Origin of the sequence: Flavobacterium sp. KACC 22758, assembly GCF_028736135.1 — a bacterium.
Classification (GTDB): domain Bacteria; phylum Bacteroidota; class Bacteroidia; order Flavobacteriales; family Flavobacteriaceae; genus Flavobacterium; species Flavobacterium johnsoniae.
Genome location: NZ_CP117878.1, coordinates 4707156 through 4721233, shown reverse-complemented (window position 1 = coordinate 4721233; position 14078 = coordinate 4707156). Strand labels below are relative to the sequence as shown.

At 34.4% G+C, this 14078-nt stretch carries 13 protein-coding genes; 6 read left to right on the top strand and 7 right to left on the bottom strand.

Annotated features, from left to right (window positions below; translation table 11 throughout):
• Positions 1 to 86: 86 nt before the first annotated feature.
• Genes PQ462_RS19935 through PQ462_RS19925 form a run of 3 tightly spaced genes read left to right on the top strand, consistent with a single transcriptional unit; the run spans position 87 to position 6761 of the window.
• On the top strand, positions 87 to 3329 hold the full coding sequence (locus PQ462_RS19935; protein WP_274251296.1) for a SusC/RagA family TonB-linked outer membrane protein: 3243 nt from the start codon (positions 87 to 89) through the stop codon (positions 3327 to 3329).
• A 17-nt stretch (positions 3330 to 3346) separates the two neighbouring features.
• Positions 3347 to 5161 (top strand): RagB/SusD family nutrient uptake outer membrane protein, encoded by a 1815-nt coding sequence (locus PQ462_RS19930; RefSeq protein WP_274251295.1) that lies wholly within the window; start codon positions 3347 to 3349, stop codon positions 5159 to 5161.
• Between the two features lie 31 nt (positions 5162 to 5192).
• Positions 5193 to 6761, top strand: a complete 1569-nt coding sequence (locus PQ462_RS19925) for a DUF4957 domain-containing protein (RefSeq protein ID WP_274251294.1) — start codon at positions 5193 to 5195, stop codon at positions 6759 to 6761.
• Positions 6762 to 6892: 131 nt separating this feature from the next.
• On the opposite strand, the gene PQ462_RS19920 is transcribed toward PQ462_RS19925, so the two are convergent.
• The 6 genes from PQ462_RS19920 to PQ462_RS19895 form a co-directional block, all read right to left on the bottom strand.
• Positions 6893 to 7465 carry a pentapeptide repeat-containing protein gene (locus PQ462_RS19920; RefSeq protein WP_274251293.1) on the bottom strand — a complete coding sequence of 191 codons (573 nt, stop codon included), beginning with the start codon at positions 7463 to 7465 and terminating at the stop codon, positions 6893 to 6895.
• Between the two features lie 33 nt (positions 7466 to 7498).
• On the bottom strand, positions 7499 to 7699 hold the full coding sequence (locus tag PQ462_RS19915; RefSeq protein WP_274251292.1) for a hypothetical protein: 201 nt from the start codon (positions 7697 to 7699) through the stop codon (positions 7499 to 7501).
• A 71-nt stretch (positions 7700 to 7770) separates the two neighbouring features.
• Positions 7771 to 8691: an AraC family transcriptional regulator gene (locus tag PQ462_RS19910; protein WP_274251291.1), complete on the bottom strand. Its 921-nt coding sequence runs from the start codon at positions 8689 to 8691 to the stop codon at positions 7771 to 7773.
• 2 nt (positions 8692 to 8693) lie between these two features.
• Entirely contained in the window at positions 8694 to 9257 is a 564-nt protein-coding gene (locus tag PQ462_RS19905; RefSeq protein ID WP_073408925.1) for a DUF6642 family protein, read from the bottom strand.
• A gap of 171 nt (positions 9258 to 9428) precedes the next feature.
• Complete coding sequence (locus PQ462_RS19900) at positions 9429 to 9638, bottom strand: hypothetical protein (protein WP_274251290.1); 210 nt, start codon at positions 9636 to 9638, stop codon at positions 9429 to 9431.
• Between the two features lie 107 nt (positions 9639 to 9745).
• Positions 9746 to 9988 (bottom strand): hypothetical protein, encoded by a 243-nt coding sequence (locus PQ462_RS19895; RefSeq protein ID WP_012022286.1) that lies wholly within the window; start codon positions 9986 to 9988, stop codon positions 9746 to 9748.
• 333 nt (positions 9989 to 10321) lie between these two features.
• Here PQ462_RS19895 and PQ462_RS19890 point away from each other — a divergent pair, with 333 nt between their 5' ends.
• Both PQ462_RS19890 and PQ462_RS19885 read left to right on the top strand, forming a co-directional pair.
• Positions 10322 to 11581: a putative DNA modification/repair radical SAM protein gene (locus tag PQ462_RS19890; protein WP_274251289.1), complete on the top strand. Its 1260-nt coding sequence runs from the start codon at positions 10322 to 10324 to the stop codon at positions 11579 to 11581.
• Between the two features lie 4 nt (positions 11582 to 11585).
• Positions 11586 to 12362, top strand: a complete 777-nt coding sequence (locus PQ462_RS19885; protein WP_274251288.1) for a TIGR03915 family putative DNA repair protein — start codon at positions 11586 to 11588, stop codon at positions 12360 to 12362.
• Between the two features lie 77 nt (positions 12363 to 12439).
• On the opposite strand, the gene PQ462_RS19880 is transcribed toward PQ462_RS19885, so the two are convergent.
• The gene (locus PQ462_RS19880; protein WP_274251287.1) at positions 12440 to 13192 is read right to left on the bottom strand and encodes a DUF1349 domain-containing protein; all 753 of its coding nucleotides are present in this window, start codon (positions 13190 to 13192) and stop codon (positions 12440 to 12442) included.
• A 105-nt stretch (positions 13193 to 13297) separates the two neighbouring features.
• Between PQ462_RS19880 and PQ462_RS19875 the strand changes: the two genes are divergently transcribed.
• Positions 13298 to 14068, top strand: coding sequence for a response regulator transcription factor (locus PQ462_RS19875; RefSeq protein WP_274251286.1), 771 nt, complete (start codon positions 13298 to 13300; stop codon positions 14066 to 14068).
• The last annotated feature ends 10 nt before the right edge of the window (positions 14069 to 14078 follow it).

The following is a 14078-nucleotide window of genomic DNA, read 5'->3' as shown; positions in this document are numbered from 1 at the left end:
AACTTCTTATAAAAAGTAGAATTGATATACAAAAAACTTAACCACAAAAAACCACTTTAAACAATTAGTAACTTAAACAATCAACCATGAATTTTAAAGATTTATTAAACAAAGGAGCAAATCGTTGCTTTGCAGTTGTTTTTTTATTGTGCTTACTGATGAGCAGTCGAGCTATGGCTCAGACTGTAACATTGGAAGGAACTGTTAAAGACGCAGCAGGGCTTTCTTTACCAGGAGTTAATGTCTTGGAAAAAGGAACAAAGAACGGAACTTCTACAGATTTTGACGGACGCTATAAGATTAAACTCAGTAATCCGAAAGCGATTCTAAGTTTTTCTTTTATAGGATTTAAAACTAAAGACGTATCTGCAGAAGGTAAAACCAAAGTAGATATAGTTTTAATCGAAGATTCTAATAACTTAAATGAAGTAGTTGTAATTGGTTATGGTACAGCAAAAAAAGGTGATTTAACAGGGGCTGTGTCTACTATTTCAGGTAATGATTTGAAAAAAGTTCCGGTAGCAAATGTTGCTGAAGCTTTAACAGGTAGAATTGCCGGTGTACAAGTAACATCAGCAGAGGGTTCTCCAGATGCCGATATACGAATTAGAGTTCGTGGAGGGGGATCATTAACTCAGGATGCTTCACCTTTAATTATTGTTGATGGATTTCCTATCAATAGTATGAATGATATTTCTTCATCTGATATTGAAACAATGACAGTTTTAAAAGATGCCGCTTCTACTGCAATATACGGATCTCGTGGTGCAAATGGGGTAATTTTGATTACAACAAAAAGTGGAAAAGACGGAAAAATTTCTGTGAATTTCAATATGTTTTATGGTATGAAAACCATGGCAAATGAAATAGATGTTTTGTCACCTGAGGATTATACTAAATGGCAGTACGAGTATGCTATGCTTTCACAAACAGGAACAAAAGTACCTTCAGATCCAACTTCTTATACTAAGTATTTTGGAAATTGGCAGGATCATGATATGTATAATGGTTTAAAAGGAAATGACTGGCAAAAGCAGATTTTTGGACGCAGAGGTGAGGTGCAGAGCCGTGATTTAGGAATTAGAGGCGGAACAGATAAGCTTAATTATAACTTTAATTATGCTCATTATGATGAAAAGGCAATCATGCTGGGTTCAAATTATAAAAGAAACAACCTTGCTTTGGCTTTAAAAAGTAAAGTAAGCAATAAAGTTGACGTTGGTTTTACAGTACGTTATTCTGATACTGAAATCGATGGTGGAGGAGTAAACGAACAAAATGAAAAATCGGCTACAGATTCACGTATGCGTACTATTGTTGGTTATGCGCCAATTCCGGTATCAGGTTTAACTTCTGATGATGTTTCTGGAGACGGAACAGATATATTGGTAAATCCTTTACGATCTATTTACGATAATAACCGTCAGCAGTTCCGTAAAAACTTCAATATGTTAGGAAGTTTTGGATGGGAAATCGTAGATAATTTAAAATTCAAAGTAGACTTAGGTCTTGATAATTATAACAGTTTAGATTATCGTTTTTACGGACGCAGCACTTACTATGTAGCTAATACTCCGGCTAGTACACTGCAAGGGAAACCGGCAATGGTTATTACTGATGGTAAAGAGAGACGTTTTAGAAATGCTAATACTTTGAATTACGATTTCAAAAAAATAATGGGAGAAAACCACCATTTAACAGCATTGATTGGTGAAGAAAGTATTAATTATGAAGTGAATACAGTGACTTCTACTATTCATGGATATCCTTCTTTCTTCGATTTCAGCCAGGCAAAATCGCTGACATCACAAGGAACTCCGCAGGCAGTTGATAACTATTATAACCCAGACGACAGATTATTGTCATTTTTTGGACGTGCCAATTATGATTATAAAAATCGTTACATCTTATCAGCGACATTCCGTGCGGACGGATCAAGTAAATTTTTACCACAAAACCGTTGGGGATATTTCCCGGCATTTGCTGCAGGATGGAAAATCTCTGAAGAGAGTTTCTTAAAAGGTAAATCATGGATCGATCTTCTAAAAATAAGAGCCAGCTATGGTGAGGCAGGAAATAATAATATACCTGTAGGACAGCAGACTCAAATTTTTCAATCTATTCCAACAGCATGGATTAATGGGGTAACTAGTGTTTGGGCTATTCCTAAAACAATGCCTAATCCAGATTTGAAATGGGAAACTACAGTAACTCAAAACGTTGGTTTGGATTTTGGATTCTTTAAAAATCGTTTGAGCGGTAATTTTGATGTCTATAAAAATGTTACAAGCGACTTATTAATTAATTTCCCGGTTCCAGGATCTGGATATGATTATCAATACCGTAACATGGGAGAAACTCAAAACACAGGTTTTGAAGCTACTTTAAATGTTGTGGCAATTGAAAAAGCTAAATACGGATTGAATTTCTCTTTCAATATGGGAGTAAATAAAAATCGTATTAACTCACTAGGTGTTATGAACAACTTTGGAGCTGCTACAAACTGGGCTTCTTCACAAATTGGAGATGATTACCTAATATCAGTAGGTTCTTCTTTAGGAACTATGTACGGTTATAAAAATGATGGAAGATATGAAGTTTCTGACTTTGATTATGTTGGAGGAAAATATGTTTTAAAAAGCGGTGTGGTTGCTACTGCTACAACTTTAGTTGGAGACGGAAGTTCTCTTAAACCTGGAGATATGAAATTGAAAGATGTTAATGGTGATGGTAAAGTGGATCTGACAGATAAAACAGTTATTGGCAATATTAATCCTAAAAGTACCGGAGGTTTCGTTATTAACGGAAACGCCTATGGATTTGATTTAATGGCAGCTTTTAACTGGAGTATTGGTAATGAAGTATACAACGCTGATAAAATTGAATTTTCTACAGCTAATGCTTCAGGACAGTATAAAAATTTAAATTCTACAATGGCTGATGGAAAAAGATGGACAAATTTGGATCCTGTTTCAGGCCAGTTAGTAACAGATCCTGATGCATTAGCGGCTCTTAATGCTAATACAACTATGTGGTCTCCATATATGAGAACTGCTATATTTACTGATTGGGCAGTTGAAGATGCATCATTTTTAAGATTGAATACGTTAACATTAGGGTACACAGCACCTGAAATGTTTACATCTAAGCTTGGAGTTTCTAAATTAAGATTTTACATGACGGCTAGCAATGTTTTTGTTTGGACTAAGTATTCTGGTTCTGATCCGGAAGTTTCAACAAAAAGAAAAAACCCACTTACTCCAGGGGTTGATTCAAGTCCTTATCCAAGAAGCAGACAAATGGTTTTTGGGATGAATCTTAATTTCTAATTTTAAATTATCACAAAATGAAACATAAATTAATAATAGCAGGATTGATAATTTCAAGTTTATTTAGTTCTTGCCAGCAATTTGAAGACGACTATTTAGATACAGACGCACCATCAACATTACAGCCTTCTTTGATTTTTTCTGATGCCGAACTGGCAAAAGGAGCTGTTGATGGAATAAAAGTGCCATTTGCAGAAACGAACTCTTATAGAGGAAGATTTTTACCATATTATGGATTAAATACAGATGTGGAATGGTATAATACTTCGCAGACAGCAGGAGATAAAGCAGATTTGTGTGTTTACGATGCCAGACCGGGTAATACGGAAATGAATACTACTACAAATGCTTATGCAATGATGTACTTAGGTATTGAACGAGCAAATATCTGTATTCAAGGTATACGTCAATATGGGAAACCGTCACCAGGAACAAACATGGGACAGTTATTAGGAGAAGCATTAACACTAAGAGCTATTTACTATGCTGATTTACTTAAAGCATGGGGTGATGTTCCTGCTCGTTTTGAACCTATCACTACAGCAACTTTATATTTGCCTAAATCGAATAGAGATATTATTTACAAACAATTAATTGCTGACTTAGGTGAAGCATCTACATTGGTTGCATGGCCTAACGAAACTTCTTATACTAGTACTGTAGAACATGTAAACAAAGCTTTTGTAAAAGCATTTAGAGCACGTTTGGCTTTGGCAGCAAGTGGTTATCAGCAATACCCTGACGGCGTAAGAAGAAGTAATGATCCTGAACTTTCAGTTCCAGCTATGTATGCATTAGCATTAAAAGAATCTCGCGAAGTAATTGAGAGCGGTTCAGCTCATTTAGAATCTACTTTTGAAGGATTATGGAGAAAATACAATCAGGAAATTACTACTGCCGGCGGTGAGTCTCTTTGGGAACTTCCTTTTGCAGATGGACGTGGGCGTATGTTATTCACGTTTGCGGTGAGACACACTTCAGCAATTGATCAATTTCAGGCTAATGGAGCGAATCGAGGCGGTGCAGCGGGACCTTTACCATTTGTTTTTTACGATTATGATCAGACAGATTTGCGTAGAGATGTTACTTGCGTGCCTTACAAATGGGGTACTGCTGCAGCAGCAAGTCCATATCCAATTGCTAAACAAGAGCTGGGGACTTTAGATACATGGTATTTCGGTAAATACCGCTATGAGTGGATGACAAGAAGAGTTACTTCAGACAATGATGATGGGGTTAATAAAATGTACATGCGTTATGCTGAGGTGCTTCTTATAGCTGCAGAAACAGCAAACGAATTAGAAGGTCCGGGAGCAGCAATGCCTTATTTAAAAGAAGTTAGAAGAAGATCATTCCCGGCAGCAGCACAAGCTGTTAAAGTGGAAGCATATGTAGACGGTTTAAGCAGCAAAGAAGCGATGTTTAATGCTATTGTTGAAGAGAATAAATATGAGTTTACCGGAGAAATGGAACGTAAACAAAATTTAATTCGCTGGAATCTTCTTAAGGTAAAATTAGACGAAGCTAAACAAAAAATGACAGATTTAGCAGCGCGTTCAGGTGCTTATGCTGATGTACCGGCAACTCTGTATTATAAGTATAAAACAGATAATGTAAGTTTAGATATCTACGGATTAAACAGAGGAGAAACAACAAATCCGGGAACAGGATATTCTTCTATTGTCTGGACATGGACAGGTACAGCAGCAGATGCTAAGATAAACTCACTATACAAACCAGGAGTTAATCCGGATAACAGACAATACTGGCCAATATGGCAGGTGTTTATCGATGGTAGTAATGGACAGTTAAAAAATGATTTCGGTTATTAAAATCTTAATTGATAATAAATTATAAGTTATTATGATGAAAGCAAAATATATATTTAGAGGACTAATAGCCGTATTACTTCTTGCAGTTGGAGTTTCAAGCTGCGAAAGTTATAATGAAGAGCTGTTAGACAGCGTAGGAAATACAAGAGAGTTTTCTCCAATTGGGCTTAAAGCCACAGTGAGAAATCAAACTACGGTTGAATTAAACTGGACTGTTAAAACAGATGAAAACGCAGATCATTATGTAGTAGAATTCAGCCCGGACGATCCAGAATTTAAAACTATTTTTAAAACAGTAAATGTAACTCCGGCAGAACTGCCAATACAAGTAGCTTTAGAAGGAGAAACAACTTATTCTATTAGGGTTAAAGCTGTAAGTGCAGCTGGTTTAGACGATTCAAAATGGTCAGTAACTACAGCTACAACATTATCTGAACAGATTTTCTTTCCAATTAAACCAGAAGAAATCGAAGCCGGATATCTTACTGTACGATGGACACCTAATAGTAACGTAACTGAAATTTTAGTACAGCCAGGTAATATAACCCACACCATAACAGCAGAAGAAAAAGCTGCCGGAGCAGCAATTGTTAACGGTTTAACTCCAGAAACAAATTATACTGCTACTTTAAAGAATGGGACTAAAACCAGAGGAATACTAACTTTTACAAGTGGTGTTGATCTTACAAAAGGTATTGTAATCAATCCACAAGACGATTTAATTGCTAAAGTTGCTCAGGCACCATCAGGATCAAGATTATTACTTATGCCGGGTGTTTATTCAACAGCGGGTGAGATCATTGTAAACAAAACACTTATTTTTAGAGGTGTAAGACCAGAAAATAAACCAAAACTGACAGTGAAATTTACTCTGGCTAATAATCCGGCTAATGCAAGTGAAGCTGTAGGCCTGTCTCTGGTTGATCTGGATTTAAGTGGATCTGGTTTAACGGGCGGTGTCATTTCAATTTTAACAGCACAAGCGTCACCTTTAGGAGATGTCTTGATAAGCAGTTCTTATGTTCATGATTACCCTTCTCAGCTTATGTACGGAAATGCAGCAGCCAGATTGAAATCATTCACTATAGATAATAGTATTGTTAAAAATGTAAATACTGCCGGATCAGCTGATTTTATCGATTTCAGAACTACATATGTTGAAAATGTTACTTTAACAAGAAGTACATTTAATAATTGTGGATCACGTGATTTCATCCGTTTAGATGCAGCTGCTGGTTCAGGAGGAAGTTTAGTAAGTAATGTGGTGATTGATGGATGTACGATATATACTCCGACATTAATAGCTTCAAGCAGAATTTTATATGTACGTTTTGCGACAAATATTTTAGCGGTACGTAACACATTGCTTGTTGTTGGTCAGGCAATTTATACTAACAATGCTGCAACAAGTGCTCCAGGATTTGGAAACAATAATAATTTTAATTCACCAAATTTAAAAGCGACTACAAATAATAACAGACCAGATGCTGCGGCAACAACATTAGATCCGCAGTTTGCAAATGCTGCCGGAGGAGATTTTACATTAGGAAATCAAACTTTGAAAGATAATAAAATTGGTGATCCACGTTGGATTAAATAAATTTCATTTTCATATTTTTAGTTTTTAAAAGGGATGCAATTGCATCCCTTTTTTTATAGAGTGTTTTTTGGAAAATCTCAACAATCAAGAAATCCTGAGACTAAAAACTGCGGCTGAATACTTTGTATAATCTATTCAATATCCAAATCAAATTTTTCTAATAATCCGGCAAGTGCTGTATGAGAAACTTTCGTTCCTTTAATTTTATTTTCAGAAGGATCGAAAGCATAATTTCTCGAAAACCTGAAATCAGTTTTCTCCAGGATACATTCTGCGAAAGTAGCATTAGATAAATCACAATTTTTGAAAACTGCCAAAGACAAATCGGTATTTGAGAAATCGACATCTTTCAGCGAACAGTCAATAAAATTGGTTTTCTTTAGTTTTTTATAAATGAAAGTTGAATAGTCTAAAAGACAATCCTGAAAACTCATCGAAAACAAAAAACTGTTACTTGCACTAAAATCCAATCCCATTAGTTTACAGCCAATAAACCTGATGTTTTTTAATCCGGTATTTTTAAGTACAGCCAATGAGAGATTGCAGTTTTTAAAAGTAGAATCTAAAAAATCATTATGACTCAAATCACTTTTAGAGAAATTGCAGTTGATGAACTCGCAGTTTACAAATTCTGTATTCGATAAACTTTGATCAGAGTAATCTACTGTGTCAAAAGTTCGGTTTTGGTATAATTTAGTTTCCATTTTATTTGTGAAGATGTTGTAAGTATTTAAGTTTTATTCTAATTCAATGCAGTCAAAAATGCCATTGTTTAGAATTAGTTTTGGAATATCAAGCTCGCTGTCGATTCTTAAAATATTATCGCAGTCCTCAAGATCAAAATTCCATAAAGTATCAGGTAATAATTCGTGAAGCAGTGTAGAAGCCGAATCAAATTTTGATTGGCTGTTAACGGAAGTTTTAAAAACATAAATCATAATTTGCATTTTTTGAAGAGGCAAATTTCTGAAAAATGTATGGCTGTTTAATAGGATTCAATAATCAATTATTAGGACTTATCAATCATTTTTCTGTACTGAATTGGTGTAATTCCTTCATGTTTCTTAAAAAAACGGCTAAAGTACGATTGGTCTTCATGACCTACTTGTACTGCGATTTCACTTACAGAAAGTGTGGTTTGAAAGAGTAAATATTTGGCTTCTAATAATATGGTTTCATCAATCCATTTTGTGGCTGATTTTCCTGTAACCGTTCTAACAGATTTATTTAAATGGTTGGGCGTAACATTCAATAATGATGCATAATAATGAACCAAATGATGTGTTTTAATATTTTGGTGAATCAATTCTTTGAACTTATTCGTAATAACTTCTGCTGCAGAAATATTTTTCGAACTCTTAACCGAGTTTTTATTCATTTCATAAAACAGCGTAATTAAATACGACTGTACAATATTTAGGTTTGCTGTTGAAGTTTGAGAATATTCTTTTTCAAGCCGGCTCAAAATAGCCGTCACGTGCGGAACATCTTTTGGAGCCAATGCAATTTTTGGATTGCCTGAAATTTTCATGAAATCAAATTCATTAATCATTTCACGACTTCCGTATTTTCTAATTAAAATATCAGGGTGAAACTGGCAGATGTAACCTTTATGTATGTTATTAACGTTTTCAAGAGAGAAAATCTGACCAGCGGGAACCACAATTATTTCGTTATCTATAGTGGTATATTCCTGATACCCCAATTTCATGACATGCTGGCCCGAAGAAATAAAAATTAAAGTATGGCAGGAATGTTTACAAGGCGGCACCGGATGCTGCATCTGCATTATTTCTTCAATTTCCAAACAGAAAAAATGATCAGAATTTGATTTAAAAAGCAAATGAATAGGATTGTCCTCTCCAAGGAACTTCTCCCGAAATCCTGAGGTATTATAAGTCTTTATTTTTTCAATTGTCTTTGTCTTCATACTTAATAATACAATCTAAAATCAAGTAATTTACAAAGAGCATAATGCTTTTGGTACAAATCTTCTACAACTTCAGTCAAATCGTCATTTTCCTGATATAAGCTGAAAAACGCTTTATCGATTGTACTGCAGCTGGCAATTTTATTATAGGTAGAACCATATCCTGAAATGGCGCGTGCACCAGTAATATCAAGAAAATATTGTGCTTCTTCGTCGTTAAGGTCTAATCTTTTTTTATTGGCAAAATGAATAATTTTTCCTTTCATTTTCCCTTCAAAAAGTTCGGCTATTTCTTCAATGCTGTAATAATAATCATGAAGACAGATGTTGTTTTCCTGTCCCGGCATTACCAGATAAATGATTTCATAATCCTTAAAATTATGATCATCATATAATAAAGTATTTAAACTTTCTTCTAAACCTTCAATAGTATCACAGGCTTTATAGATGCTCGAAATTCCCTGATTAAAAGCAATTTCTTCCAGATTTTTAACCACATCAGTAGTTGTAACGGTATCTACGTCCTGAACGCCTTCGAGGCAGAAAATAAATTTTTCATTATCCATGCTACTGTCTTTTCGGTTTTTGGGTAAAACTGGGTTTAAGACAAATATATTTTTTTATATGGAAAAAGCCTTATGAGATCAGGATTTTAACGTCTTTTTTACAATTGATAAATAAAAAAGGCATTTTTGAAATTTAAAAATGCCTTTTTTATCAAGAGAAATAGTTCTTATTTAATTTTTAAATTTATGAATTCTGCCAGAATATAAGTTACTGCCAAAAATAATGGCTCCCATTACAAAAGGTACAAAATGAGAAATCTGCCAAAAGAGATCTTTTCCTGTTTTTAGTCCTTCATTTGAAGTTTCATAGATTCCTATACCAATGAAGAAAAGGCAGATAACAAATAGGCAAAACTGAATTTTATAATTTATCTTAATCATTCTTCAGATAATTTGGATAAAGATATTCTTCCCCAACTTCATCAAGTGGGTAATTTGTTTAGAGAGTTTTCAGCCAATTTTAAATTACTGAATGTTTAAAATAAGCTTTACGCCGCTTTTTTTGCGCGCTGTTTTTTCTCCAAAAGCTTAATTTGATTTTCAGTACAAAGAATCTGTTCTTTAATACCAACTTTATGGACTTCTATCAAATAATGGTAGGTCATCTCCTTAATTGCAGATTTTTTGATAAGTCCTTTTTTAAAATCTATTTTTCTCTCTATTACTGTCGCCCTATAAGATCTTCCACTCAATGTTGTGTAGAATACATCTTGTCCTTTTACAAAATTCATCTCTTTAGCTTTTGGTTTTTAATACTCGCTAATATCCAAGTCTCCATTTTATCAAAAAGGACCGAAAAATTAATCTAGGGGGATAAAAATTTTTCTCCTTAAATGATGATGCAATGTATAAAGATTCAATAATTCGGCATTACGTATTTTTACCTGTTTTTTGAGTCTAATTCATTTATTTACAAGGCTTCATTTATTAAGAAAAGCTTTGTTATTGCTAATTGTACTAAGAAAATTTGGTACAATTTAGAACATCAGAATTCAGTTCTTTTCAATATCAAATATTTAGTTTTGAGGAAACAAATTTTATTCTAAAACTAAATTTAAGGTCAAATGGTACAGGAAAGAGTGATGGAGAAATTGGCAATTTTAGCCGATGCTGCAAAATACGATGTTTCGTGTTCTTCAAGTAACAGCAGCAGAAAAAATAAAGATAAAGGTTTAGGAAATGCTTCCGGAAACGGAATTTGCCATGCGTATACAGAAGATGGACGCTGTGTTTCGCTTCTTAAAATATTGCTGACCAATCATTGCATTTTTGATTGTGCTTATTGTGTCAGCAGAAAAAGCAACGACATTAAACGCGCTGCTTTTACGGTTCAGGAAGTGGTCGATTTAACGATAGGTTTTTACCGAAGAAATTATATCGAAGGTTTGTTCCTGAGTTCGGGTATTTTTGATAATCCCGATTATACAATGGAACGTTTGGTTAGAATTGTCAAGAAACTGCGGTTAGAAGAAAACTTTAACGGATACATTCATTTAAAAGCAATTCCGGGTGCGAGTCCGGAATTGTTGAAAGAAGCTGGATTATATGCCGATCGTTTAAGTGTAAATGTTGAAATGCCAACCGAGCAAAGTCTTAAATTATTGGCTCCGGATAAAAATCACATTGATGTTATCAAACCAATGGAATATCTGAAAAATGAAATTATAGGCTATAAAGAAGAGAAAAAGCAAAACTACAAAGCGCCTCTTTTTGCTCCGGCCGGTCAAAGTACTCAAATGGTTATTGGCGCGACAAAAGAAAATGATATGGAAATTTTGGGCATGGCCAATTATTTTTACGAACAAATGAACATGAAAAGGGTCTATTATTCGGGATATGTGCCTATAAGTTATGATAACAGACTTCCGGCAATTGGAACTCCCGTGCCTATGATTCGCGAAAATAGATTGTATCAGGCCGATTGGTTGATTCGGTTTTACGGATTTCATGTCAATGAAATGGTAGGTTTTGACCAGCCGAACCTTGATTTGGATATAGATCCAAAATTGGGCTGGGCTTTGCGAAACTTAAATCAATTTCCGGTTGATATAAATACTGCCGATTTAGAATTGATTCTCAGAATTCCCGGAATTGGTGTTTTGAGTGCCAAAAAAATTGTTGCAGCTCGAAAATTTAAAAAGCTGCAGCCAGAAGATTTGCAAAAATTAGGAATCTCTTACAGCAGGTCAAAATACTTTCTGGCTTTTGCAGCGCCGTTTCAGTTACAAAGAGACCTGACCTCAATTCAAATAAAAGAGCACATTTTAAATTCTCAGAAAAGTAAATACAAAAATGATTTCTCGAATCAATTAGCTTTATTTTAAACCAATGACACAAGTAATTTACGATAGTACTTTTGAAGGCTGGCTGACGGCAGTATTCGAAATTTACGAATTAAAACTCACAGATGTTGTTTTTGCTAAAAATGAAGTTACAAATACTTTACTTTTTTCAGAGACATATTTTGTGACAACTGATATTAGTAAAGCAAATCGTGTTTTAAACGGATTAAAACAGCGTCTTTCTCCAGAAGGTTTTGCTAATATTTACAGAGCATTTTTATCTGATTTGGATAAAATAGAAGAAACCTTATTTCAATTTGTAAAATATATATTTGCCAGCTCTGTTAATATTGAAGATGATCTGGCAAATACTTTTGTTTTGGATGTTCAAAGAGCGGCACATTTAACCGGAAAAGAAAGCCATCGCATGAAAGCTTTTGTCCGCTTTAAACTCACAAAAGACAATTTGTATTATGCCATAGTAGAACCAGATTGTGATGTGCTGCCTTTAATAGAAAAACATTTTAAAAACCGTTATGCCGATCAGCGCTGGCTGATATATGACTCAAAACGCAAATACGGAATTTACTATGATCTTGAAGATACCTCAACCGTGCAGCTTCAATTTAATGCTGAATCAACCTCAGCGAAGTTTTTAGCAGAAATATGTGATGACAACGAAGAATTTTTTCAAAATCTTTGGCGACAGTATTTCAGCAGTGTAAATATTGAATCCAGAAAAAATACCAAACTGCATTTACAGCACATGCCAAAACGATATTGGAAGAATTTAACTGAGAAAATTCCGAATTTAAATAAATAAAGAGGATTAGTTTTATTGAAAAATTTAAAGTTCCGTAGGAACGGTTCATATAAAACTAATCCGCTTTTAAAATGTTCTTAAATTCCCAAACGAAAATCTTTTACACTTTTCTGTTCTAAACTTATTTCTTCAAAATAACTTGTAGTTCCTTTATCTACTGGACACTGCGCGCTGATTCCGCCCCAAAGTTCTGCCGGATAATTGTTTTTGTACAAACGAACCATCTGCCAGGTTTTGTTGTCAAGAGAATAATAACTGGCAACAGTCTGCGTATCTGATGATATTTTCATATAAACTGTTTTGCCTTTTACCACATCATGATTGTTATCGTCTGAAGTTCCTATTGTTCGGACTGTTACGATTCTGTGATTTCCTCTTTCGTCCTGCTCAAAACAAAATTTCTGATAAAAGCTGTCATTTACATACAAATACAAAACGCCTGCATTGTACAAACCGCTTTCTGTAAATTCGGGACTTACTTTTGCTGTAATCGTAAAAGGTTTAGTATTGTCTATTTTAGATAAAAGAATAGGAGCGGTGTTGTTTGAAAGTTTGTTGTTTGGATCTGAAAAATAATCTTTTTTCTCGCCCACATGAAACTGGATATTCTTTTTCTCATCAACTTTTGCCAGAGTATCGGCACCATTAATAGATTTTGTAAAATGAATTTTCTCTAGTTTTATATCGCACGGATTACCTCGAACTAAAGCAGAATCTGAAATTTTTTCAGTGGTTTTTTCTTCAGTTTTGTTTTCTTTTGAAGAATTGTTACAGCTTGAAAAGATTATAATTCCAAAAAGAGCGAGGCAGGTAATAAATTTAGTTTTCATAAAATGTTTTGTTAGAAGTATAAAAATGATAATTTAGGTTTTTCAAATTTAGTCCTGCTTTCCAAAAACAGCAATACGTAAAATTAACCAATTTATAAAGCCGCTATGTCCAAAGTTTCCATCGAAGATCAGTTAACCTCAACTTTGTTACAGCAAACCTTTCTGGATGGAGAAGTTTTAGACATAGAAGAATATAAAAAATCGGTTGTTTCATATGTAGAAATCGAACAATGTGTAGCCGTGCTTTCTGATTTTCAGGCAGACTGCAGTTATATTTATGCAGGCAATTTTGGAGAATTTTTTGGACTTTCTTCAGAAGATTTAATAATCGATTCTGCTTTTGAAGACTGTATTTTTAATAAAATAAATTCTGATGATGTAACCGAACGTCATGCCTTGGAACTTCAGTATATACAATTTCTTAAAAATTTACCCGGAGAAGAATATAGAAAATTCAGCACTTTCAGTCGTTTAAGAACTTCTGATTCTCAAAACGTGAATTACATTAATCACCGCACCATGTATCTTAAAAAATCATCAAACGGGAGTATCTGGCTTGCATTGTGTTTGTATTCGCCTTCCGGCAATTTACAAACCAGTACCGGAATCGACGGCAGAATTGTAAACATGCAGACAGGCGAAACGATTGCTTCTGAAAAATACAAATCTCTTTCCGAAACGTTACTTTCGAAAAGAGAATTGGAAATTTTAAAACTTGCTGCAAAAGGAAACAACAGCGGTCAAATTGCCGGATTTCTAAACATATCAGTTTATACCGTTCGGCGCCACAGACAGAATATCATCCAGAAAATGCAGGTTTCTAATACAACCGAAGCTTTACGAACGGCTCTTGTTATGGGACTGATTCAAGTTTAAAAATGAAAAG

Bases quoted from the DNA above. Each gene is read 5' to 3' on its own strand.
- PQ462_RS19935 (WP_274251296.1), top strand. From the start codon at position 87: ATGAATTTTAAAGATTTATTAAACAAAGGAGCAAATCGTTGCTTTGCA.
- PQ462_RS19930 (WP_274251295.1), top strand. From the start codon at position 3,347: ATGAAACATAAATTAATAATAGCAGGATTGATAATTTCAAGTTTATTT.
- PQ462_RS19885 (WP_274251288.1), top strand. From the start codon at position 11,586: ATGACACAAGTAATTTACGATAGTACTTTTGAAGGCTGGCTGACGGCA.
- PQ462_RS19900 (WP_274251290.1), bottom strand. From the start codon at position 9,638: ATGATTAAGATAAATTATAAAATTCAGTTTTGCCTATTTGTTATCTGC.
- PQ462_RS19875 (WP_274251286.1), top strand. From the start codon at position 13,298: ATGTCCAAAGTTTCCATCGAAGATCAGTTAACCTCAACTTTGTTACAG.
- PQ462_RS19915 (WP_274251292.1), bottom strand. From the start codon at position 7,699: ATGATTTATGTTTTTAAAACTTCCGTTAACAGCCAATCAAAATTTGAT.
- PQ462_RS19910 (WP_274251291.1), bottom strand. From the start codon at position 8,691: ATGAAGACAAAGACAATTGAAAAAATAAAGACTTATAATACCTCAGGA.
- PQ462_RS19890 (WP_274251289.1), top strand. From the start codon at position 10,322: ATGGTACAGGAAAGAGTGATGGAGAAATTGGCAATTTTAGCCGATGCT.
- PQ462_RS19905 (WP_073408925.1), bottom strand. From the start codon at position 9,257: ATGGATAATGAAAAATTTATTTTCTGCCTCGAAGGCGTTCAGGACGTA.
- PQ462_RS19920 (WP_274251293.1), bottom strand. From the start codon at position 7,465: ATGGAAACTAAATTATACCAAAACCGAACTTTTGACACAGTAGATTAC.
- PQ462_RS19895 (WP_012022286.1), bottom strand. From the start codon at position 9,988: ATGAATTTTGTAAAAGGACAAGATGTATTCTACACAACATTGAGTGGA.
- PQ462_RS19880 (WP_274251287.1), bottom strand. From the start codon at position 13,192: ATGAAAACTAAATTTATTACCTGCCTCGCTCTTTTTGGAATTATAATC.
- PQ462_RS19925 (WP_274251294.1), top strand. From the start codon at position 5,193: ATGATGAAAGCAAAATATATATTTAGAGGACTAATAGCCGTATTACTT.